Annotated in this window: 17 protein-coding genes; 12 read left to right on the top strand and 5 right to left on the bottom strand. The window is 61.4% G+C overall.

Annotated elements, in window-relative coordinates:
* Positions 1-2 precede the first annotated feature (2 nt).
* The 4 genes from QWE_RS21200 to QWE_RS21185 all read right to left on the bottom strand — a co-directional run bounded on the left by QWE_RS21200 (position 3) and on the right by QWE_RS21185 (position 4,261).
* Entirely contained in the window at positions 3-1,316 is a 1,314-nt protein-coding gene (locus QWE_RS21200) for a cytosine deaminase (RefSeq protein ID WP_006728230.1), read from the bottom strand.
* Positions 1,316-2,152, bottom strand: coding sequence for an ABC transporter permease (locus QWE_RS21195; protein ID WP_006728229.1), 837 nt, complete (start codon positions 2,150-2,152; stop codon positions 1,316-1,318). Before QWE_RS21195 ends, QWE_RS21200 begins: the two co-directional genes overlap by 1 nt.
* Entirely contained in the window at positions 2,152-3,000 is an 849-nt protein-coding gene (locus tag QWE_RS21190) for an ABC transporter ATP-binding protein (RefSeq protein WP_040300832.1), read from the bottom strand. Before QWE_RS21190 ends, QWE_RS21195 begins: the two co-directional genes overlap by 1 nt.
* A 244-nt stretch (positions 3,001-3,244) precedes the next feature.
* Entirely contained in the window at positions 3,245-4,261 is a 1,017-nt protein-coding gene (locus QWE_RS21185; protein WP_006728227.1) for an ABC transporter substrate-binding protein, read from the bottom strand.
* 178 nt (positions 4,262-4,439) lie between these two features.
* Here QWE_RS21185 and QWE_RS21180 point away from each other — a divergent pair, with 178 nt between their 5' ends.
* Positions 4,440-5,393 carry a LysR family transcriptional regulator gene (locus QWE_RS21180; RefSeq protein WP_006728226.1) on the top strand — a complete coding sequence of 318 codons (954 nt, stop codon included), beginning with the start codon at positions 4,440-4,442 and terminating at the stop codon, positions 5,391-5,393.
* A 15-nt stretch (positions 5,394-5,408) separates the two neighbouring features.
* Here the strand turns inward: QWE_RS21180 and QWE_RS21175 are convergent, their stop codons facing one another.
* Complete coding sequence (locus QWE_RS21175) at positions 5,409-6,209, bottom strand: creatininase family protein (protein ID WP_006728225.1); 801 nt, start codon at positions 6,207-6,209, stop codon at positions 5,409-5,411.
* A 317-nt stretch (positions 6,210-6,526) separates the two neighbouring features.
* Between QWE_RS21175 and pglB the strand changes: the two genes are divergently transcribed.
* From pglB to QWE_RS21120, 11 genes are all read left to right on the top strand, one after another.
* Positions 6,527-7,870: a polygalacturonase PglB gene (pglB, locus tag QWE_RS21170; RefSeq protein WP_006728224.1), complete on the top strand. Its 1,344-nt coding sequence runs from the start codon at positions 6,527-6,529 to the stop codon at positions 7,868-7,870.
* A 22-nt stretch (positions 7,871-7,892) separates the two neighbouring features.
* Positions 7,893-10,976, top strand: a complete 3,084-nt coding sequence (locus QWE_RS21165) for an alpha-mannosidase (protein WP_006728223.1) — start codon at positions 7,893-7,895, stop codon at positions 10,974-10,976.
* Positions 10,973-12,205, top strand: a complete 1,233-nt coding sequence (locus tag QWE_RS21160) for a CehA/McbA family metallohydrolase (RefSeq protein ID WP_006728222.1) — start codon at positions 10,973-10,975, stop codon at positions 12,203-12,205. The genes QWE_RS21165 and QWE_RS21160 overlap by 4 nt, the downstream gene beginning before the upstream one ends.
* A 10-nt stretch (positions 12,206-12,215) precedes the next feature.
* On the top strand, positions 12,216-13,259 hold the full coding sequence (locus QWE_RS21155) for a LacI family DNA-binding transcriptional regulator (protein WP_006728221.1): 1,044 nt from the start codon (positions 12,216-12,218) through the stop codon (positions 13,257-13,259).
* 123 nt (positions 13,260-13,382) lie between these two features.
* Complete coding sequence (locus QWE_RS21150; protein WP_040300843.1) at positions 13,383-15,284, top strand: ABC transporter substrate-binding protein; 1,902 nt, start codon at positions 13,383-13,385, stop codon at positions 15,282-15,284.
* A gap of 142 nt (positions 15,285-15,426) precedes the next feature.
* Complete coding sequence (locus QWE_RS21145) at positions 15,427-16,413, top strand: ABC transporter permease (protein ID WP_040300831.1); 987 nt, start codon at positions 15,427-15,429, stop codon at positions 16,411-16,413.
* A gap of 6 nt (positions 16,414-16,419) precedes the next feature.
* Positions 16,420-17,583, top strand: coding sequence for an ABC transporter permease (locus tag QWE_RS21140; protein WP_006728218.1), 1,164 nt, complete (start codon positions 16,420-16,422; stop codon positions 17,581-17,583).
* A 13-nt stretch (positions 17,584-17,596) separates the two neighbouring features.
* Entirely contained in the window at positions 17,597-18,652 is a 1,056-nt protein-coding gene (locus QWE_RS21135; protein WP_006728217.1) for an ABC transporter ATP-binding protein, read from the top strand.
* Entirely contained in the window at positions 18,649-19,695 is a 1,047-nt protein-coding gene (locus QWE_RS21130) for an ABC transporter ATP-binding protein (protein WP_006728216.1), read from the top strand. Before QWE_RS21135 ends, QWE_RS21130 begins: the two co-directional genes overlap by 4 nt.
* Entirely contained in the window at positions 19,695-20,969 is a 1,275-nt protein-coding gene (locus tag QWE_RS21125; protein ID WP_006728215.1) for an HAD family hydrolase, read from the top strand. The genes QWE_RS21130 and QWE_RS21125 overlap by 1 nt, the downstream gene beginning before the upstream one ends.
* A complete protein-coding gene (locus tag QWE_RS21120) occupies positions 20,966-23,473 on the top strand; it encodes a hypothetical protein (protein ID WP_006728214.1) in 2,508 nt (835 codons plus the stop codon). Before QWE_RS21125 ends, QWE_RS21120 begins: the two co-directional genes overlap by 4 nt.
* Positions 23,474-23,485 lie beyond the last annotated feature (12 nt).

Genomic DNA, 23,485 nt, shown 5'->3' with positions numbered 1-23,485 from the left:
GTCTATACTCCAAGCAACGGGTCAAGTTCGCGGTAATCCGGCAGGCTGCGGTCGATGCCCATGCCATTCCGCATCACGATGCGGTCGGCCTGCGGACGGGACAAAAATTCGCTCCAGCGGCGGGCGCTGAAGAGGACGAGATCCGCCTTGCCGCCGACGGCGATGCGGCCATGGTCGGGGCGCTTGAGGATGTCGGCCGGCGTGCGGGTCACGACCCTCGCGGCAGTATCCAGCGGATGGTCGAGATGGATGATACGCACCGCTTCGCGGAAAACCTCGACGGGGTCGAGATCGCCATAGGCATAGAAGGGGTCGCGGGTGTTGTCGGAGGAGACGGCAGTGGCGACGCCCGCTGATGTCAGTTCGTGGAAAAGGGTGACGCCGCGCTGGCGGGGCGTGCGGCCGGGGTGACGGTCCTGCAGATACATATTGCACATCGGCAGCGATACGACCGAGATGCCGGCCTCCGCCACCAGATCGATTGTGCGTTTGGCCATATCCTCGTCCTGGCGCGCGAGCGAGCAGCAGTGGCCGACGGTGACTGCGCCCTCGAAGCGGTTGCGGAGCTTGGCTTCCGCAATGGTCTTCAGCGTCAAGGTTTCCTTGTCCTGCGTCTCGTCGACATGCAGGTCGATGTCGAGGTTGTTCTCGCTCGCTGTGCGGAAGAGGATGTCGAGCTTTTCGTCGAGGCCCGGCATCAGATAGGTGACGCCGCCGAGCAGGCCCTTATGGGCGACGATGACCTCGACGAGATCCTTGAAGAAGGCTTCGTCGGTGATCTGGTCGAAGGGGAAGAGGGCGGCGGCCTGCAGGTCGATCTTGCCGGCCCAGGCGTCGCGGATTTCGGCGAAGACCTCGAAGGAGATGCGGTGCTGGGGCGCCAGGCTGTCGAGATGGGTACGGATCAGGCTGGTGCCATGGGAATACGCCGTCTTCAGCGAGAATTCCATGCGGGCCTTGACGTCTTCCGCCGACCAGCGTGCCTCGCGATCGGTTTTCACGGCTTCGAGCGCGCCTACGAAATCGCCTGATGGGTTCGGCCGGCGGTCCCAGATATGGCCCTTGTCGAGATGGGTGTGCATGTCGACGAAGGTCGGCCAGACCATGCCGTTGCGCAGATCCGTCGAGGGCAGGCCTGATGGTGCCTCACTGGGCTTCAGGATCGCCTCGACCTTGCCGTCGGCAACGACGATGTCTGCGCTGATCAGGCCCTCGCAGGCGGGCGCCTCTACGCCATCCACGCAGATCTGCGGTAACGTCGCATTGGCAAGGACGAAACGCTTGGCAGCGGGGAGGGCGGTGACCGGGCTCGACATCAGTTTTCTCGTTTCAGGCTGCTCTCGTGCCAGCGATGCAGCGCCAGCCAGGAAATGAAGGAGGTAATGGCAAAAATCACCACACCGAGGCAGGAGAGCAGGAAGAGGGCAGCAAACAGGCGCGGAATGTTCAGACGGAACTGGGCCTCGAGCAGACGGAAGGCAAGGCCGGAGCCTGCACCGGCAGAACCGGCAGCAAATTCGGCGACCACGGCAGCGATGAGGGCGAGGCCGCCGCCGATGCGCAAGCCGGTCATGAAATAGGGGAGCGAGGCCGGAAGCTTCAGGTAAAGCAGGGTCTGCCAGCGCGAGGCGCCGTAGAGATCAAAGAGATTGAGCAGGTTATGATCGACGCTTTTCAGGCCCTGGACCATATTGGAGAGGATGGGGAAGAAGGCGACGAGGAAGGCGCAGATCAAGAGCGCCACCTGCGTCGAGGGCGAATAGATCAGGATCAGCGGGGCGATGGCGACGATCGGTGTCACCTGCAGGATGACGGTGATCGGGTAGAAAGCGATCTCGATCCATTTCGACTGTACGAGGGCAACGGCGATGCCGACGCCACCGAGAAGCGCCAGCCCTAAGGACATCAGCGTGATCTTGGTGGTGACCCAGAGCGCGGGCGACAGCGTGCCCCAGTCCTTGAAGAGAGCGCCCGAGACTGCGATCGGGCCGGGCAGGATGTATTGTGGCACGCCGGAGACCCAGACTCCGACCTGCCAGACGATAATCAGCAGACAGACAACGAGGATGGGAACGAGGATCTTGAGGAGCGTTTCGCCATAGAGCGATGCGAAACCGGATTTCACCGGATGGAGTGGCGCGGGACTGCTCATCAGTGAAGCTCCATGCCATCGGCGAGGGGAAATCCGATAGCCTCGATCAGCGAACGCGAGACCTTGTCGCAGGTTGCCCGATATTCCTCGGAGGTGCGGTATTGCAGGCCGCGCTCCTCGCTGGTCACCAAGGGGAAATCGTCATGGACGCGGCCGGGGCGTGCCTTCATGACGATGATGCGGTTCGACAGATAGGCGCTTTCGAACACCGAATGGGTGACGAAAATCACCGTGATGCCGGTTTCGCGCCAGAGCCGCAGCACGTCGTCATTGAGCTTCTGCCGGGTGATCTCATCGAGGGCGGCGAAAGGCTCGTCCATCAAGAGCAGTTTCGGCTTGGTGACGAGCGCGCGGGCGATCGAGACGCGCATCTTCATGCCGCCGGAGAGTTCGCGCGGATAGGCGTCGACGAAATCCTTGAGGCCGACGCGGTCGAGGGCTGCGAGGATGTCGGCCTTCGCCGCAGACTTGGAGATGCCTCGGAGCTTGAGCGGCAGGTAGACATTGCCGAAGACGGTGGCCCAGGGCATCAGCGTCGGCTCCTGGAAGACGAAGGAGATGTCGCCGTCGGGCAGGCCCTTGGAGTTGATGCGGGAGCTCGGCCAATCGATCGTGCCTGATGTGGTGTCGCCGAGGCCAGCGATGATCCTGAGGGCTGTCGACTTGCCACAGCCGGAGGGGCCGAGCAGCGATACGAACTCGCCGCCATTGACGGTGAGCGACATGTCGGTCAGCGCTACCGTTCCGCTGGAGAAGACCTTGGATACGTCCTTCATCACCACCAGCGCCCGGCGCTGTTCGGGAGGGGGCGGGGTGATGGGGTCTTCCGTGGCTGGTAAACTGGTCATTCTGTCTCGCGTTACATCCGCGTTGCATTCTGGTGTTGCGGCAGGGTTGAGGTTGCTAGGTGGGATACCCCCCTCTGTCACTACGTGACATCTCCCCCACAAGGGGGGAGAGCGGGGCGCCGCGTTTGCCGCGCTGTTCGACACTCCAAAAGCGGAGGCAGGGCCTGCCGCTCAGGCAGTCTCCCCCTTGTGGGGAGATGCCCGGCAGGGCAGAGGGGGGTAAGCCCCTCCGCCCTATTTCGCATCACTTTTTCAGCGCCATGCCGACGCCCTTGCAGACGAACTGGGTGGTGTAGGCCTTCTTGTAGTCGAGGTCGGCCGGCTGGACGCTGATCTGGACCATGGCGTCGAAGAAGGCCTTGTACTTCTCGTCGGTCATGCAACCGATGCCCTTGTCCATCGCTTCGGCGGATTCGACGATGCCGTATTCCTTCATCTTGGCGATCGAATACTCGATCTGGCCATCCGTCATTTCCGGATTGTCCTTCTTGATCAGGTCGTTGGCGGCCTTGTTGTCGCCGTAGAGGTAGTTGTACCAACCCTCGATCGAGGCATCGACGAAGCGCTGGACCAGATCGGGCTTGCTCTCGACCATGGTCGTCGTGGTCGTGATCATCGTCGAATAAGGGTTGTAGCCGTTGTCGGCGAGCAGGAAGACCTTCGGTGCCCAGCCGGCCTGCTTCTCGATCTCGTAGGGTTCCGATGTCAGGTAGCCCTGCTGGGCCGACCTGGGATCGGCGATGAAGGGAGCGGGGTTGAAGGTGTAGGGCTTGTACTTCTCGTCGGTGAAGCCCTCGAAGTTCTTCTTCATCCATTCGTAATAGGTGACGTAGCCGTCCTTGCCCATGAAGATGCTGTCGAGCTTGGCGAGGTCGGCGAAGGTTTCGATGCCCTGGTCGGGATGGGCGAGCAGGACCTGCGGATCCTTCTGAAAGATGGCCGCCACGTCGATCAGCGGGATGCCTTCTTTCACGGCGTCCATCTCGCCGAGCGGGCTACCCATGTAGAAATCAACCCTGCCGGCGATCAGAAGCGCGCGGTTGGCGGCCTGCGGACCACCCTGTACGACGGTGACCTTCAGGCCGTATTTCTCGTAGGTGCCATCGGCCACGGCCTGGTAAAAGCCACCATGTTCTGCCTGGGCCAGCCAGTTTGTGCCGTAGGTTACTTCGTCGAGGGCAAGAGCCGCCGAGGTGGAGCTCAGCGAGGCCGCAAGGCCCATCAGGGCAAAGAGGCTGGTCTTGGTGAGCATGTCGCGCATTGATCGTTCCCCTGTTCGTTGCAGGACCCGTTTTCGGGCTCCCTTTTCGGTCATTTGATCGGTCGGATTGCGTCTTGAAAAGCATCAAATTTCGTCCGCATCGATGCTTTTTTTGCACTGCTCTCGAGATTGATGCATAGTGATGCGGCATGACTAATTTTTACGCAGCGGAGGCCTCGTGCTGCACTCCAGAAAGCTCGTCTATATCAACGAAATCGTCCGTTGCGGCTCGATCCGAAAGGCGGCCCAGCGCCTCAATGTCGCATCATCTGCGGTCAACCGCCAGATCCTGGCGCTGGAGGAGGAACTGGGCGCGCCGCTTTTCGAGCGTTTGCCGAAAGGGCTGAGGCTGACCGCCGCCGGAGAGCTCTGTGTCGAGCATATCCGCGACGTTTTGAAGAATTACGAGCGGCTCGAGGGCCGGATCCGCGGCTTGAAGACGCCGCAGGCTGGCAAGGTGTCGCTGGTGACGACGGTCGGTCTTGCCTCCGGGCCACTGCCGGAAATCCTGGCTGGCTTCGTTGCTGCGCATCCCCGTGTTCAGATCAAGCTGCGCAATGATGGCGGCTCGACGACGATCAATCCGGTTCTGACCGGTGAGGTCGATCTCGGCCTTGGCTTCAACATCCCGGCGACCCCTGGCATTCGCACCCTTGCGAATATCGATGTGCCTGTCGGTGTCGTGCTGCCGCCCGGGCATCGGCTGGCGCGTGAGGAGGGGCCGGTCGACCTGGTGGAGGTGGTTCAGGAGCCATTGATCCTGGCGCAATCGGGCACCAGCCTGCGCAACATCATCGATCTGGCGCTGGCACCGCTGCCGCTGCTCGTCGAGCCAGTTGTCGAGACGAATTCCTCGGAACTGATGAAGCAGTTGGTCAAGGCGGGCACGGGGCTTACCATGCTCAATCCGCTCGATGCGGTTGCCGAATGTCGACGCGGCGAGCTGATCTTCCGGCCGCTGACCGAGGCCCATATCCGTCATCAGCCGATGAAGCTTTTCGCCCGTGCAAGGGCACCGCTCGATTCCGCGACAAGCCTCTTCGTCGAATATCTGATGCAGGAGCTTCTGGCGCTGGTTCAGGACCTCAAGGCGCGGGGGCATATCCCCGAGACCATTCGCGGCCAGAACTGAGGGGCGAGTGTCCGGTCAGCCGAGCGTGTAGAGGTTCGAGAGCGGATAGGCGGCAACGTCGCGCAAGAGTTCGATGAAGCCTGCCACCTGGTGTCGGCAGATCGCGGCACCCTTTTCGGCGGTGCCTTTCGAGGCATCGCCGACCACGCCATGCGGGTTGAGGTCATGGGCGATCCAGGCCAGCGAATGCGGCGGCAGCGGGGTGAGGAATTTCGAGCTGGCCCGCATTTCTTCGGCCTTCGAGATAAAGTTCTGTGCCTTGTCCATACGCACCAGTTCCGGCCGGAAATGCAGCATCAGCGAGGTCTCGACCTCACCGCCATGAATGCCGTAGCGGCTTTCATGTTCGGAGATCGTGCCCTCCGGGTTGCCGAAACGGCCCCATTGGGTCGAGACGACGACCATCTGGTGGCGGACGCGCAATTCGCGGGCGACGATGCTCATGACGTCGACATTGCCGCCATGGGAGTTAACGATCACCAGCTTGCGGATGCCGGCTTCGGCGACCTTGCTGCCGATGGCCGTCCAGGCCGGGATCAAGATCTCCGGGCCGAAGGATAGGCTGCCTGGGCCATACACATGCTCGTTGGCCTTGCCGATCTCCTGGGTGGGAAGAACGAGGAAGTCGAGATCGTCGGGGCGCTGGTTCTTCAGTTCGGCCAGCATGCCATTGGCGATAGCGACGTCAGTCGCGATGGGCAGGTGAGGGCCGTGCTGTTCTGTCGAGGCGATCGGCAGGATGGCGATCGTCGTATCCGGCGAGAGCCCTGCAAAATCCGTCGTCGTCAGTTCGCTCCAGAAAAATGGTCTGGTCATTGTCCTCTGCCTTCGCGTCTCTGTTCACCTCGTTCGATAGGGCAAAAGCGCGGGGTGCGAAAAGCATCATATTCCGCTCGCGCCGATGCCTTAATGTGCTCGCACGGCTTATGGCTTCCGCCATTCGGTGGAGATCGATCCCGGCGTCTGCGGTTCGTATCCGAGGCGGCAGGCAGCATCGAAGCTAGCTTCTCTGAAAAAATATTTTCATTTTGTGTTTGGGCTAAAAATCGGTTTGATATGGAGGTGATGCCATTCGGAGTCTCTATTTTTCAGGGTTTAATCCGAATTTTGCCGCCTTTGAGGAGAGGCTTGCGGTGACGAAGAAAAGAAAAATATTCATTGTCGATTCGGCGCAAGGCGCGCAATCCCTGCAGCAAGCGTTGGACACAGCGGCCCGACAGGGCCTTGTCTTGCATGTGCCAAGGGGCGTCTATCTCTGCGGTCCCTTGCGCCTTCCCAGCGGCACGGATCTCTGCCTGGAAGAGGGGGCCGTACTGCGCTTCGATCCCGACTATACCCGGTACGCGTCGAATACGGTGGATGTCATCGCCGAGGATTCCGACCGCGCGCTGATCATCGCGCAGGATGCGCGATCGATCCGCATTCATGGCGCAGGAACGATCGAGGCCCCCGGTGAGGCCTATGTCGAGGGCCTGCTGGAAGAGATGGGGACCTACATTCCGTCGCGGCATCGGCCGAGAACTTTGGTCATCGACCGCTGCAAGGACGTGCATATCGAAGGCATCAAAATCGGCCTCTCGGCCATGTGGACTGTGCATCTGATCCACAGCGACGATGTGGTGCTCGAAGGGATCAGCATCATCAATGATCGCAAGATGCCGAACACCGACGGTGTCGTGGTGGATGCTTGCCGCCGTGTTTCGATCGCGGACTGCGTCATCGATACGGCCGATGACGGCGTCGTGCTGAAGACAAGCCGAGGTGGAGATGGTGCGCCGATCGGTGAGTGCCGTGAGATCCGCGTTCGAGGCTGCAAGATCATCAGCGAGAGCTGCGCGCTCAAGCTCGGCACCGAGAGTTTTGCCGATATGACCGAGATCCTCTTCGAGGATTGTGAAATCGCCCACAGCAACAGGGCGCTGGGTCTCTTCTCGCGCGATGGAGGGCGTCTCGCGAACGTGACCTTCCGCCGACTGAAACTTGAATGCCGGGAAACACCGGAGGGTTTCTGGGGTTCGGGCGAAGCGATCACGGCAACGGCTCTCGACCGCCGCGGAACGCAGGCGGCTGGCATCATCGAGAATGTACTCTTCGAGGATATCGATGGCCTGATGGAGGGGGCGATTAATCTCTATGCCGATCGACCCGGCATGATCCGCAATGTCACGCTGCGCCGTGTCGACATCCGCCAGCAGCCGGGCCGGTTCAATGCCTGCCGTTGCGACGTGCGTCCGACCAAGTTCGATCTCGCGCCGTCGCCGGATGCGGCCGGCCGAGCCAATGCTTGGGTGCGGGGGGAGGATGGAAAGGTGATTGGTCTGGTGCCCTATCCCGGCGGTATGCCGGGCGTCTTTGCCTCCAATGTCGAAAACCTCTTGCTGGAGGATGTGCATGTGAGCCGTCCGGACCCAGTGCCGGCTGGCTTTCATCCAGAGCCTATTGTGATCCTGCAAGATCAGACTTCGGTCTGGTCCTGATGTCGTTGCGGGAGGAATATCGATGAAGACCATCCGCAAGCTCGACAAGCTGCTCTCGGTTCTCGCCGAGCAGATCTTTCAGCCGATCGGCGTTCAGGTGCCGCTGGTCTATCGCCAGGCGGCATCCGGTGAGCGGGCGGAGATGGTTCGCTCCGACAGATCGGACTGGATGGCGGTCGGACGCGATCACATCTGGGGCGAGCCGGACGGTTATTACTGGTTCGGCGGGCAGGTGGTCGTGCCCGAAGGCGTCGAGGGCGCCCGGCTCTTTGGCCGGATCGAGGCCGCCTTCGGCAATGTTATGGGACGGAGCGATCCGCAGTGCCTGGTGCGGGTCGATGGGCGGATCGTCCAGGGTGGCGATGCGAACCACCGTGAATTCCCACTCACTCTGAATGCCGTTGCGGGTCAGATCCATGACCTCCTGATCGAGGCCGGCACGATCGAGGATCGGCGCCAGATCGGATTCGGGGTTACGCTGCATCGCCATGACCCTGATGTGGAAGAGGTCTACTATGATCTGCGCGTGCCGCTCGACGTGGCGCGACTGCTCGACGAGAACGATCCGCGACGACATTTCATTCTGCGGGTGGTGGAACAGGCGGTCGATGTGATTGACCTTCGGCCGGGTAATCCGGAGCGGTTTGCAACATCGCTTGAAAAGGCGAGGGCAATTGCGGCGGCCATCTACGAGGCCGGTGATTTTGAGATAAAGCCGGTGGTCGTCGCCACCGGGCACACCCATATCGATGTCGCCTGGCTCTGGCGGGTGCGCGAAACGCGGCAGAAAATGGCGCGCTCCATGGCGACCATGCTCTCGCTGATGGACGAGTTCCCCGACTACCGCTTCATGTACAATCAGTGCGTCCTGCTCGACTATCTGCGGGAGGACTATCCCGAACTCTTGGATGGCATTCGCAGTCAGTTCTCGGCCGGGCGGTTCGAAATCGAGGGCGCTTTGTGGCTCGAGCCGGACGTCAACATTGCCGGAGGCGAGGCGCTGGTCCGGCACATTCTCTATGGTGTGCGGTATCACCAGGAGACCTTCGGTATCCGGCCACGCATGGTCTGGCTGCCGGATACCTTCGGCTATACGGCAGCCTTGCCGCAGCTGATGGCCAAATCCGGGCTCGACAGCTTCGTCACCCACAAGCTTTCCTGGAACGATACAAATCGCATGCCGGAGGAAAAGCTCTTCTGGCAGGGCATCGACGGAAGTCAGGTCGTCGCTTATTTCCTCACCACGCAGCCCTATGACACCAAGAGCATCGGGACGACCTACTGCCCGAACCTGAAGCCGACACATGTCATGGGGACATGGAAGCGCTACGGTCAGCAGCGCATCGGCGGCGAGCTTTTCCTCGTCTACGGCCATGGCGATGGCGGCGGCGGGCCGACGCGCGAGATGCTGCACAATATCCGGCGGATGGAGCGCGGCATTCCCGGCTGTCCGAAGGTCGAGCATGGGGCGATGCGGCCCTTTTTCGAGCGGCTGATCGCCGAGATGAAGGCGAACCCGCAGCGCTATCCGACCTGGGTCGGCGAGTTCTATCTGGAGTTCCACCGGGGCACGCTGACCTCCGTCGCCAAGAACAAGCGCTTCAACCGACTGGCGGAAATCGCTCTTCGCGAACTCGAGCTGATGGCGGTCCTCGCGACAAGGTCGAGCGGTCATGCCTATCCGCATGCGCGGCTGCGGCGGCTCTGGGATATCGTGATGCTTAACCAGTTCCACGACATCCTGCCGGGTTCCTCGATCGGTGCGGTCTATGAAGACAGCGACCGGGACTACGAGACGTTCTTCAACGAGGCGGAAGCGCTGGCCGGCGAATTGGCCTCGATGCTAGATGTCGACCAGGGTGTGCTCAACGCCACCGGGCGTCATCGTGGTGGGTTGCTCACATCACCCCGTCTCCAAGGGGAGGTACAGCAGATCGTGGTGCGGGCCGATGGCGTGAGAGAATATGCCGTCTGGCTTGATCCCGTTGGCCCGCTCTCGATCATGCCGTTTAACGGCTTGTGTGTGGCGCCGACTGATAGCGAGGCGCTGGAGGTCTCGGAGCGCCGCCTGGCAAATCGCCATCTAGAGGTTCTGTTCGACGGTGCAGGCCGGATCGAGCGTTTGCTCGACCGGGTTAGCGGCCGTGTGATCCTCAAGCCGGACGCCAAGGGGAATCGTCTGCAGGCATTTCGAGACCGTCCCGCCGAATATGATGCCTGGGACATCGACTCCGACTTCGAAGACCAGGTCTTCGAGATCGATGATGTCGTAGGTGTCGAGGTGGTCGAACAGGGTCCGCTGCGGGCCGCGATCCGGTTCGAATGGCGCTACGAGAATTCCCGCATTGTGCAGGTCGTCTCACTGCAGGCCAATGCCCGTCAGATCGAGTTCGACACCTTCGTAGACTGGCATGAGCACAACACGTTGGTGAAGGCGGCGTTTCCGCTCGATCTCCATGCCGCTGCCGTCGATGCGGAGATCCAGTTCGGTCACGTACGCCGCGCGACCCATCGCAACACGTCGTGGGACAAGGCGCGTTTCGAATGCGTCATGCAGCGCTGGGTCGATGTGACCGAACCTGATTTCGGCGTCGCTTTCCTCAATGACAGCAAGTACGGCTACGACGCGCGGGGAACGGATATCCGGCTGACGCTCCTGCGGTCCCCGACCTATCCCTGGCCGGAGGCCGATCAGGGCGAACATCGCTTCCGCTATTCCCTGATGGTGCATGGCGGCGACAAGGATGCGGTGCATCGCGCGGCGGAAGACTTCAACATGCCGCTTCGGATCGTCGAGGGTGGATCGGACGTGAACCGTGCTGGACTGACCGCCCCAGTCTCTCTGCTCGCTGTTTCGACGGATGGCATTGCCGTCGAAGCCGTGAAAGCGGCGGAGGATGGTGCCGGTGTGATCGTGCGTCTCTGGGAGACGACAGGGCGGCATCGCGCGGGCAAGATCGAACTTGCGCCCGACATCATCGACGTCGCGGTGGTCGATCTGCTCGAAGAGGTCGTCGAAGCGCTCATCATCGAGCAGGGAACATTGCGCCTCAGCTTCAAGCCCTTCGAAATCATCAGCCTGAAATTGGGGAGGAGTGCCGGGTGAGCGTCGACCAGGAAATCAACGTCACCATCGACAACTTTCCGGAGGGGGAGAAGTCCTTCGTCGAGATCCCCTTCGAGGTCGGGTCGGATATCGAGCGCATCGAAGTTGCCTATCACTTTCCTTTCGGCGGCGGCGGCAGCGTCATCGACCTTGGGGTCGCCCGGAATGGCCGCATGCGCGGCTGGAGCGGGTCGGAGCGTGGCTTCATCACGATCGAGGAGGATCGCGCGACGCCAGGTTATGATTGCGGGCCTCTTTCGGGCGCCTGGCATGTCGTGCTCGGGATCGTCAAGATTGGCCCGGCCTGCAAGGTCGATCTGAAGATCCGTCTGATCCGCAAGCGGCAACGCTGGCTGGTCGGGGAGCTGCACAGTCATTCGGAACATTCCGATGGTGGGGTGACGGTTCTCGATGCCATTCACCGGGCGCGTTCCGGCCGGTTGGATTTCCTTGCCATCACCGATCACAACACCATTTCGCAGAACACGATCCGCCCCGACGATCCCGGTATCCTCGTCATCCCCGCCATGGAGCTCACTTCCTTCTGGGGCCACAGCAACTTCCTCGGTCTGGCGCAGCCTGTTGCGGACTGGCGCTGCCGTGGACCGCATGAGGTGGTCGACCGCATGGTCGAGGCGCGGTCAAACGGCGCAACGATCGTCATCAACCATCCCTTCCAGAACTCCGCTGGCGGCAAATGGCAATCTGGTTTTGACGGGCCATTCGATGCTCTGGAGATCTGGAACGGGCTGTGGACGCCGATGAATGCGCAGGCGCTGGCCTTCTGGCAGGAGCTTCTGGTGATGGGTCGCCAGATCCCGATCACAGGCGGCAGCGACTTCCATCTGAAGAACCGCCGCCGTCATGGTCATCCGAGCAATCGCCTGAGGGTCACCGGAAGTTCGATCGGCGATATCCTGGCAGCGGTGCGGGCTGGCCGGAATGTCGTATCCTTCTCTCCGCATGATCTGACGGCCGAGCCTGTCGAGGCGGAGCATCCGGACTTTGGTGCCCGTGTCGCATCGGGCACGACAATTGCGATCTCCTTTGGCGGATTGGCCAATGGCGACGAAATTCGGGTGGTCGACGAAGCCGGGTATCGAGATACGATCCGGCCGGAGACCAGCCAGTTCGCCACGGAGATCAAGTTTTCCAGCCGCTTCCTGCGGTTCGAGGTGTGGCATGGCGACGAGGCGCGCCTGTTCACCAATCCCTTCTACGCCGAATGAGGCTCAAGCCATGGACACGACAGACAGGCCGAAAGTCGGAATCAAGGATGTGTCGCGCGAGGCCGGGGTGGCTCTCAGCACTGTCTCGCACGTCCTAAACGGTACGGCATCTATTTCTCCGGAGGTTCGAAGCCGGGTGCTGGAGGCGGCAAGACGCCTAGGGTATCTCGCAAAGCGGCAGCAGAAGGGCTCGATCGCCTCACTGTCGACCATCTATCTGGCGGTGCCGCCCGGCAACGTGCCGCATGTCGACACCAATCTCTTTTCCTGGACCCTGCTTACGGCGCTTACCCGGGAGTGCGAGCGGCGTGGTGTCAGGGTCGTTGCACATTCGGGCGGGGATGCGCTCAATGCGCAGGAGATTATCGAGGGAGCCAAGGCGGTCTATGCCGATGGCATCATTCTCGTCTATGACGACAATCCGAAACTGCTGCGCGCGCTCGCCTCCTCGGGGATCGCGGTGGTGCTGCTCAACGGGGAAGATCCGTCGATGTCGGTCGACACGGTCACGCCCGGAAACCGCTATGCGGCAAGGCTTGCCACAGAGTGGCTGCTGTCGCGGGGGCACCGGAACATCCTGCATTTGACTTGGCGCGGTCGCGGGACGATCACCCGACGTGTCGATGGTTTCCTCGATGCCTATCGAGAACGGCAACTGCCAGTCGATCTCGGCCGGGTCCACATCGCCCAAGGCTACAATCCCGGTGATGGTGAAGCAGCTATAGCGTCCCTGTTGAAAGAGAAGGACGGGCTGAAGGGTGCCACGGCGATTTTCTGCGCCTCCGACAACCTCGCAGTGGGCGCGCTTGCCGCTCTCCAAGCCCATGGTGTGAGAGTGCCCGAGGATGTCACCGTGGTGGGGTTCGACGGCGTGGCATTGGGCGACCTTACGCGACCGCCGCTCACCACCGTGCGTGTGCCTCTGCAGGAAATGGCCGTATTGGCACTCCAGGCGCTTGAAAACAGACTTTCAGTCTTCGGCCCAGACCACCCGCCCTGCCGCATCGAACTTGGCTGCAAACTCATAGAGCGCGACAGCGCCAAGGCTATCTAACCCAAGTATAAATGAAAATATTTTTATCTTGATTTTGCCTTTTTGCTGTATAAACCTTTCGAAATCGCAGGCATTGACGGGAAAATGCGCGAAATTATTTTCGCTATCTGGGAGGATACGATGATGCGTAATGAAAAAATTTCAAAGACAATGGTCTCGCTGCTGATGAGCTGCTGCCTGGCCGGTTCGGCTTGGGCCTTCAACGAGGCGCCGATGCTTCAGGAGCAGGTCAAGGCAGGCACGCTGCCGCCGGTCGAACAGCGCCTTCCGGAGACGCCGACCGTGGTCAATGCCGTCGAAGTCGGCCAGTATGGCGGCAACTGGCAGCGCGCCTACAAGGGGCCGGGCGACCGCTGGGGCCCGACCAAGCTGATGGAAGAACGCGTCGTCAAGTGGTCGCAGGGACCGGACGGCCAGCTGTCGCTGGTACCAGGCTATGTGGAATCCTACTCCGTCAGCGAAGATTCCCGTACCTTTACCTTCACCCTCCTGAAGGGGCTGAAATGGTCCGATGGTCATCCGGTGACGACCGAGGACGTCGAGTTCTGGTACAATGACGTCTTTCTGAACAAGGATCTGCTCGCCTCCATCGACCAGACGCTTGCGCCGGGCGGCGAACCGATGAAGCTTGATGTCGTGGACGACCGGACTTTCAAGGTCAGCTTCAAGGATCCCTATGTCTATTTCCTCGAAATTCTGGCGAAGGATTCGACCGGAGAGCCGAGCCTTGATCGTCCGAGCTTCATCTTCCCGAAGCACTATCTGAAGCAGTTCAACAACAAACACGCGTCGGAAGACGAGCTTCAGGCGGCCGTTCGGAAGTTTGGCGTGGAGAAATGGCAGGACCTCTGGGGCTCCAAGGGGGCGGCGACCGCCTGGTGGCAGAACCCTGACCTGCCGGTCGTCACCGCCTGGAAGATCGAGACGCCCGCCCCGGCGGAAGTGGTCACGATGGTGCGCAACCCCTACTACTACGCGGTGGATCAGGCCGGCAATCAGCTGCCCTATATCGACCGCATCTCGCACCGCCTGTTCAGTGAGCAGGAGGCCTTCAACCTGATGATCGTGCAGGGGCAGATCGACATGCAGATGCGCTATGTCGAGCCGCAGGACTACACTTTCTACAAGGAAAACGAGACCAAGGGCGACTACAAGGTCTATCGCTGGAACCAGGCGCAGACGTGGTCGCTGGTGCCGAACCTCAATGTCAAGGACGAGGTCCTGCGCGGTCTCTACGAAAACGCTGACTTCCGTCAGGCGTTGAGCATCGCGATCGACCGCGAGACGATCAACGAGCTTGTCTTCACCGGTCTCGCCGAGCCGCGCCAGGCCTCGCCGGTGACCGGTTCGCCGAACTTCAGCGAAGAGCTTGAAACCCACTGGGCCGAGTTCGATCCGGACAAGGCGAATGAACTGCTCGATGGCATCGGTCTCGACAAGATGGACGGCGACGGTTTCCGTCTTCGGCCCGACGGCAGGCGTCTGTCCATCGTGGTCGAAATGCAGCATGCCAATGGCCCGAAGACCATGGAAATCGTCGCCGACAATTACAGGCAGATCGGGATCGAACTGCTGCCGCGCCTGATCGACCGTACCCAGTGGGATTCGAGCCGCGACAACAACGATTTCCAGATGCAGTGGTATCCCTTCGACCGACTTTCTGTCGTGGCAGCCGATCCGCGCATCATGATGGGCAATGATTCCTACGCCCATCAGTATTACATCTGGTATTCGACCAAGGGCGCCTCCGGCATCGAGCCCCCAGCAGACCATCCGATCCGAAAGGTGTTCACCAGCTGGGATGCCGCTGCCAAGGCTCCGAACCGTGAAGCTGCGGATGCGGCTCTGAACGAGCTGATCGGAACCTTCGTCAAGCAGGGTTGGGTCATCGGGATTGTCGGCGAATCTCCGGCGATCTCGATTGCGAAGAACAACTTCAAGAACATGCGCGACGGCTTGATCGAGGACGATATCACGCGCGGCATCGGGCTGGGCGGAACCCAGCAGATGTGGATGATGCAATAGTCTTTGCGAAGGGAGCCCCGCGCCGCCAACACAGTTTCGCGGGGCTTTCGATCTCACTTGATATGCATGGATTTTGCCGTACGGCGCGGGCTTTGCCCTCTCCGATGGTGCCCCGGCGCCCGGCAAGACAGAGGAAAAGCGCATGCTCGGCTATGCTGTCCGGCGGTTGCTGTGGGCCATCCCCACACTGATCTTCGTCTCCTTCATCGCCTTCGTGATCATCCAGCTGCCGCCGGGTGACTTCGTGACGGCCTATGCGGCACAGCTGCGCAGTGGCGGCGAGTACATCACCGAGCTGCAGGAAGAGCTTATGCGCCAGCAATATGGTCTGAACGACCCGATCCTGGTGCAATACTGGCGTTGGATCTCGAACATCATCTTCTACGGAGACTTCGGTCGTTCGCTGGAATGGAACGCCCCGGTCAGCGATCTCATCTGGGATCGCCTCGGATTGACGCTGGCGATATCGACGCTCAGCATGATCTTCACCTGGATGATCGCCATTCCGGTCGGCGTCTATTCGGCAACCCGCCAGTATTCCGTCTTCGACTATGTATTCACGGTCTTCGGCTTCCTGGGCAAGGGCATACCCGACTTCCTGCTGGCGCTGGTTCTCATGTGGATGACCTTCGTCTGGCTCAACATGGATGTCGGAGGACTGGTGTCGCCCGAGTTTCAAGGCAAGCCGTGGGATTTCGACAAATTCGTCAACATGCTTTCGCACATCTGGATCCCGCTCGTGGTGCTGGCGACCGGCGGTGCGGCCGGCCTGATCCGCGTCATGCGCGCCAACATGCTGGACGAGCTGCGCAAGCCCTATGTCGAGACCGCTTATGCGCAAGGGTTCAGCGAGCGCACGGTCGTCTGGCGTTATCCGGTCCGGGTGGCCCTCAACCCGTTCATCTCGACGGTCGGCTGGGCCTTGCCGGCGCTCTTCTCCGGTGACGTCATCACCGCCGTCGTGCTCAATCTGCCGACCACCGGTCCGCTTCTGCTGCAGGCGCTCAAGATGCAGGACATGTATCTCGCCGGCAGCTTCATTCTCATTCTCAGCGTCTTCACCGTCATCGGCACGGTGCTCTCGGACATCCTGCTCGCGCTGTCCGATCCGCGCATCCGGTTTTCGTGAGGCTCCATGACCGACCTTCAGAAACTCTCACCGATCTTCCATACGCTGCGCGTGCCGCCTCTGGCGCCCAAGGAAGAGTTCCGCGACGAAAGCCTTTACACGGCAAAGCCCTGGACGCTGGTGTGGTGGCGCTTTCGCAAGCACAAACTCGCGGTCGTCTCGTTGATCTTCATGATCATCCTCTCGACGCTGGCGATCTTCGCGCATTTCTTCACGCCCTATGCGCCCTTCACCATCAATCGCCTGAATACGTTCGCGCCGCCCAGCACCGTGCGCATCCTGCATGACGGCGAACTGCACCGCCCCTTCGTCTATCCGATGAAACGGACACGCGATCCTGAAACGGCGCGCGTGATCTACGAGGAGGACACCAGCAAGCCGCTGCCGATACAGTTCTTCGTGCAGGGGGAAGCATACCGGTTCTTCGGCTTGGTGGACACCCGCCTGAGGTTGTTCGGTATCGACGACCGTCGCCAGCAGATCAACCTTCTTGGCACGGATTCGCTCGGTCGCGACCTCTACAGCCGTCTGATCCATGGGGCACGCGTGACGCTGTCGGCCGGTCTGGTCGGTGTCGCCTTCGCCTTCGTTTTGGGTCTGACTCTGGGGGCAATCTCCGGCTACTACGGCGGCCGCATCGATTCCGCGATCCAGCGGCTGATGGAGTTCATCCGGTCAATCCCGACAATTCCATTGTGGATGGGTCTGGCTGCCGCGTTGCCGATCGCCTGGGACCCGATCTTTGTCTATGTCCTGATCACGCTCATCCTCTCGCTGATCGGCTGGACCCATCTTGCGCGCGTCGTGCGAGGTCGCTTCCTGTCCCTTAAGACCGAAGACTATGTTCTTGCGGCTCGGCTGGCCGGCGCTTCCGAATACCGGATCGTCACGCGCCACATGCTGCCGGCAATGACGAGTTACATCATCGCGGCACTGACGCTCGCCGTGCCGGAAATGATCCTCGGTGAAACGGCGCTGAGCTTCCTCGGCCTCGGTCTGCGCCCGCCGGTCGTCAGCTGGGGTGTGCTGCTGCAGGATGCACAGAACTTGCGCTCGATCTCCATGGCGCCGTGGCTGCTCGCGCCCGGCGTGGCTGTGGTGCTCGTTGTCCTCGCGTTCAACTTCATCGGTGATGGCCTGCGCGATGCGGCCGATCCCTATGGTCAATGAGGGAGTGGGACCGATGCAGTCCATAAACAAGGCCAGCCAGATGCCCATGCCGTCTGAGAGGCTGCTCGAACTCGACAATGTCGGCGTGCATTTTCCCACCCGCGACGGGTTGGTGAGGGCGGTGAACGGCGTGTCCTATCACGTCAACCGCGGCGAAGTACTCGGAATCGTCGGGGAAAGCGGGTCGGGCAAGTCGGTCACGGCGCGTTCGATCATGCGTCTTCAGCCGCGCAGCGCGATCAATGCGCATGGCAGCATTCGTTTCCGTCGTGGCAATGGCCAGGAAGTCCGGATCTCCGACCTCGACTGGCAAGGCCGTGAGATGCGCGACATCCGTGGCGGCGAGATCGGCATGGTCTTCCAGGAGCCGATGACGGCGCTGTCGCCAGTCCACACCATCGGAACGCAGATCATGCGCACCGTGATGCTGCATCGAAAGGTTTCCAAGGCTGAAGCCCGCAACCAGGCGATCGAGCTTCTGACGCGTGTTCAGATGCCGCGACCCAACGACATCGTCGACCGCTATCCCCATCACCTGTCGGGCGGCATGCGGCAGCGTGCCATGATCGCGCTGGCGCTTTCTTGTGATCCGACACTGTTGATCGCCGATGAGCCGACCACGGCGCTCGACGTGACGACGGAGGCGCAAATCCTCGAGCTGCTGAAATCGCTGCAGCAGGAGTTCGGCATGGCGATCGTCTTCATCACCCACAACTTCGGCGTGGTGGCCGATATCGCCGACCGTGTCGCCGTCATGTATCTGGGGCGCGTCGTCGAGACCGGCACGGTGGATGAAATCTTCTACGAGCCGAAGCACCCCTATACCCAGGCGCTGCTGCAATCGATCCCGCGGCTGGGACGGAGCCATGGCAGCCGTCTGCGGACCATCGCGGGCGTGGTGCCCGACCCTTACAATGTCCCGACCGGCTGTTCCTTCCACCCGCGTTGCCTGCATGGCGTCGCCGGGATTTGTGACTCGGCACTGCCGGATGACGTCCAATTCGCCAGCGGCCAGCGGGCCCGCTGTCATTTCGCCGGCCAGATCGTGCCCGCGGCGGAGTTCGCATGATGATCGCGCCTCTTCAAGACGCCCTCGACAAGGATACGCTGATCTCCGTTCGCGGAGTGAAGAAATTCTTCCCCATCTACGAAGGCTGGAAGCGCCGCGAGGTCGCGACCATCAAAGCGGTCGATGATATCAGCTTCGACATTCGCAAGGGCGAAACCTTCGGTCTGGTCGGGGAAAGCGGCTCGGGCAAGTCGTCGATCGCCAGGCTCATTTTGCGCGCCTATGACCTGACGGCGGGCGAGATCCTTTTTCGCCGGGAAAGCGGCGAAGTTGTCGACATCACCCGGCTCGGTGACCGGGACATGCGGTCGATCCGCCGCGAAATGCAAATGATCTTCCAAGACCCCTATTCGTCGCTCAACCCGCGTATGCGGCTGCTCGATCTCGTCGGTGAGCCGCTGCTCATTCACGGTATGGGCACGCCGGCGGAGATCAAGGATCGCGTCGCGGAACTGCTGGGGCTGGTGGGGCTCCGTCCGGAATATGTCATGCGGTATCCGCACGCCTTCTCCGGTGGCCAGCGCCAGCGGATCGGCATCGCGCGGGCATTGGCCCTCAATCCGAGCTTCATTGCCGCCGACGAAGCCGTCTCGGCACTCGACGTGTCGGTGGCAGCGCAGAACATCAACCTGATGCAGGATCTCCAGGAGAAGCTCGGGCTCACCTATCTCTTCATCACCCATGATCTGGGCATGGTAGAGCATATCTCCGACCGGGTGGGCGTGATGTATCTCGGGCGCCTGATGGAGGTCGGCCCGACGGACGCGATGTTCGAAAAGCCATTGCATCCCTACACTGAGGCCTTGCTGGCGGCTGTGCCGCAGCCGGACCCGCGGGGCAATCGCGCCCGAAAACGCGTGCCGCTGAAGGGCGAGATCGCGGACGCGATGAATGTACCGAGCGGTTGTCCTTTCCATCCGCGCTGCCCTTATGCGGATGAGGCTTGCCGCAAGGAAACACCGGAACTGAGGACTGTTGCCAGCGGCAGACAGGTGCGTTGCCACTATGCGGAAACTCTCGATCTCGTGGGGGTGAGCGGCTGATGAACGCACGCGCTCTTTTCCCGGTCGAGTTTCCTGCGCCCCAGATTCTGCAAGCTGACCATTTGCTGGCGACACGGCACAGGCCCGTCTTCCATCTCGATGCGAAGGAGCCCTTCTCACCGGTCGCCATGGGCTACACGCTTTATCGTGCGCCGGCTAAGTCCGTGTCGTCCAAGTTCCGGATCCGGCCGGGGCGCGGGACCGTGATCGAGTATGCCGTCTGGTATGACTGGGATATCCAGCATCTCTATGACCTCGAACATGTTTGGGTTCATCTCGATGCAGATGGTGATGTCCTCAAGGTCGAGGCATCGCGTCATGGTGCGCGACTGACGATGCGGCGACCGGATGGTTCGATGCCGCTCCAGGGTCCCCGACCCGTACTGTTCGTCGAGCCGGGCAAACATGCGCATTGGGCCGACCCTGACATCATGCGGCATGAGGCCGGCGTTTTTGTCGATGCCATGTGCGGAGTTTTAGCCGGAGAGGAAGGCATTCATCTCTCGAACCTGTTTTCGGACGCCGGGCTTATTTCGGCGTCACGCTATGAAATACGTCTTGCGCGTCTCTTCCTGAAACGGTCTGGCTTCCAGCCAGCCTGGAGGTTTGCCGAGGTGCCGGGCCTGGAGCCTGAACTTCTGCCCTGGGCCGCGCTCGAAGCGTGGATTCCGCAAAGGTTCGCAGCCTTGACGGCTCGCCTGCCCATCACCGTACCGCATCTCGCTGCGGTGTTTCTGGACTGCGGTGATACGCTTGTCGACGAGTCGACTGAAGTGAAGCTGCCGGGATCCGATGTCGTGGTGTCCGGCAAGCTTATCCCCGGCGCGGATGCCATGCTGCAGGAACTGGCGACGGCCGGTCATCGCCTGGCGCTCGTGGCGGATGGCCCTCGTGCCACGTTCGAGAACCTCCTTGGCCAGCATGGGCTGTGGTCCTGCTTCGAGGCCCACGTCATTTCGGGGGATGTCGGGGAGTTGAAGCCGTCGCCCCGAATGTTTTCCACCGCGTTCGATGCGCTCGGACTTAGCGAGAGCGACCGGGCCCGCACTGTCATGGTCGGCAACAATCTGGAGCGCGACATTCTCGGGGCCAACCGGTTCGGCCTGATCAGCATCTTCCTCGCCTGGTCGCTCCGACGAACTCACAAGCCAAAGCATCGGCATGAGCGGCCGCGGCTGACTATCAAACAGATCACGCAGCTTCCGGCATTGCTGGAAAAGATCGAATTGGCGCTTCCGGAAACGGCTGTCGAGATGGGGGAGGGCGCCGCATGAGCGAGGTCTCTGCCGCTAAACGGCTCCGCGAGCGCGGTTTTCCAGTCGACACTGGCGGCTCCGTGACCGCCTGGGCGATGGGCGACATCGTGCAGACCTACTATCCCGGTGAGCCTGCGCTGGCGGAAGATCGGGTGAACTACCGCTTCATCAACGGCTTCGTCGATGTCGGCGACCTTCCATGCCGTGTTGCACTCTGGAAGGAGGTCGGATCGAGGACGGTCGAGTTGCAAAGCGATTTTGCCGTGACCGGTCTCTATCTGCCCGGCTTCAATCGGCGGGTCGAGTTCTCCGATTTCTGGCACCGTCCGACGCGCTTGTCGCGCTGGCTCCGGACCCGGCTCGTGCCTACGGTTCCAGGTTCACACCATTTCCGACTGTCGACCTGCGGCGGCGTGCATGTCTGGGTCGATGGTGTGCTCGCCGCCAGGTTCGAGCCCTTCCAGCGCAACAAGGAGAGCGTCACCGAGATCGCGCTTCCGCTGGCCGATCACGGAAGCGAAATCGTCGTGTTGACCGAGGAGCTGGCGGAGCGGGATGCACTCTGGTTTTTCGAACTCACACTTCTCGACACCACACCGCTTCGCGCCGAACTGCCGGTTGATGTGTCGCCCGATATCATCGGTCTCCTCAAGGCTCTGGCGACCGATGTCAGGCCAGATCCGATGCATGTCTGCGACGGGCGGGTGGTCCTCGAATTCGGTGTGCCCGTCGAGATGGACGTCGAAGTCACGGCACAGGTGCTGCCCAGCGTGCATATGCGGGGCAAGCCGCCGCTTCTCGATACGCGCGGGACGCTGAAGGCCGGCGAACGCAGACTGACGCTGGATGGGGCGCAATTCCTGCCGGATGGATATCATGCGCTCAATCTCACCTTCTCGGTCGGCGAAACCCGTGTCGCACGACACATCGCCTTCGCGACTTTCAAGGAGGCGCCGAGAGACATGCGCCGGCTGTCGCTCGATGAGCGCAAGGCTGTCGCCCTTGACTACATGGCAAGCCATGGCGAATTGCGGGCCGGGCGAGCGATTGCGGCACTCGCTGCCGGTCGTTCGGTGGATGACGCCTTCTACGAAGTCATAGGCAACACGCTGGCTGCGATCGATGAGCGGCGCGACTGCTCTGATTTCGTTCTCGTGCCCCTGCTTTGGGTCGCCGCCTGCTACCGTGATGGCGTGCCGACTGATTTGATGACGGCGATCGATCGGAGCATCCTCAATTATCGCTATTGGGTGGATGAGCCCGGCAATGACGTGATGTGGTTCTGGAGCGAGAACCATGTGCTGTGCTTCCATGTCTCCCAGTATCTGGCTGGTCGCCTTTACCCGGACCGGCGGTTCGAATGCTCCGGCCGCTGGGGTCACGAGCAGACCGCGCTGGCTGAAAACCGGCTGATGCGGTGGTTCGATTCCGTCGAGGTTCATGGCCTCGCCGAATGGAATTCAGCCGCCTATTACCCGATCGATTTCATCGGGCTTCTGGCGCTCGAACACCTTGCGGAAGGGGAAATCCGGGATCGGGCGCGAAACCTGCTCGATCGGCTTTTCCTGATGATCGGGTTCCATACGCTGGCCGGCGTGCCAGCCGGCACCATGGGGCGGGCCTATGACAAGGAATTGCGTGCAGGGCCGCTGACCGAGCTTGCACCATTTGCGACCGTCGCCTTTGGTCAGGGCTGGTTGAACGACGGCGTTGCCGCTCTCCCGATGTTTGCTGCGGCGTCCTACTCGCCGCCTGCCGAAGCCCGTGATGTCGTTGATCCGCCTGTCGGCAAGGCCGTGACAGCCCACTACGTCCAGGGCCACGACGAAGCGGCAAGGCTCGTCCTCTACAAGACCGCTGCCGTTCAGTTGTCCTCTACCATGGACGGAAAGCCCGGTGGACGCGGCCATCAGCAGCATATTCTCGACATCCGCTTTGCCGCCAATCCGCTGGCCAAAGCCTGGGTCAACCATCCCGGCGAGGACGATCCGTGGGGACACCAACGGCCATCCTACTGGGCAGGCAACGGCTCCATGCCGCGGGCCGCGCAGTATGGCAATGCGGCCCTGTTGCTCTATGACCTCGGCGCGGATGCGCGGCTTCCTTTCACGCATGCCTATGTTGAGCGCAGCGCCTTCGACGAGGTGATCCTCGAAGACAACTGGATCATCGTGAAAAGCGGCCGTGGCTTCGCTGCATTGACAGCTACCCGTCCAATTGTGCCGGTCGAAACTGGCCCTGGCGCTGGCATCGAGTTTCGCGCCGAGGGGACGAATGTCGCCTGGTACGGGTTGGTGGGCGACGGCACGGATGCCGACAGTCTGCAGCGGTTTCGGTTGCAGCTATTGAAAACGCAGCTCGAGCTGTCTGCGGACGGCCGGCGGGCGGTTTTGCAGCAATCCGACGGACCGCTTCTCAGCCTCGACTGGACCGAAGGCCTTTCAGTCGATGGTCAACCTTATGTTTTCCCGAACCGAAGCATCGATCCCCTGATCCGGTGGGCCGATGCAGTTTCCTTCTAGTCGTCAAAGCCA

Origin of the sequence: Agrobacterium albertimagni AOL15 (assembly GCF_000300855.1) — a bacterium.
In the GTDB taxonomy this organism is placed as follows: domain Bacteria; phylum Pseudomonadota; class Alphaproteobacteria; order Rhizobiales; family Rhizobiaceae; genus Allorhizobium; species Allorhizobium albertimagni.
The sequence above is the reverse complement of the archived record's forward strand: the minus strand, read 5'-3'. Positions and strand labels throughout refer to the sequence as shown.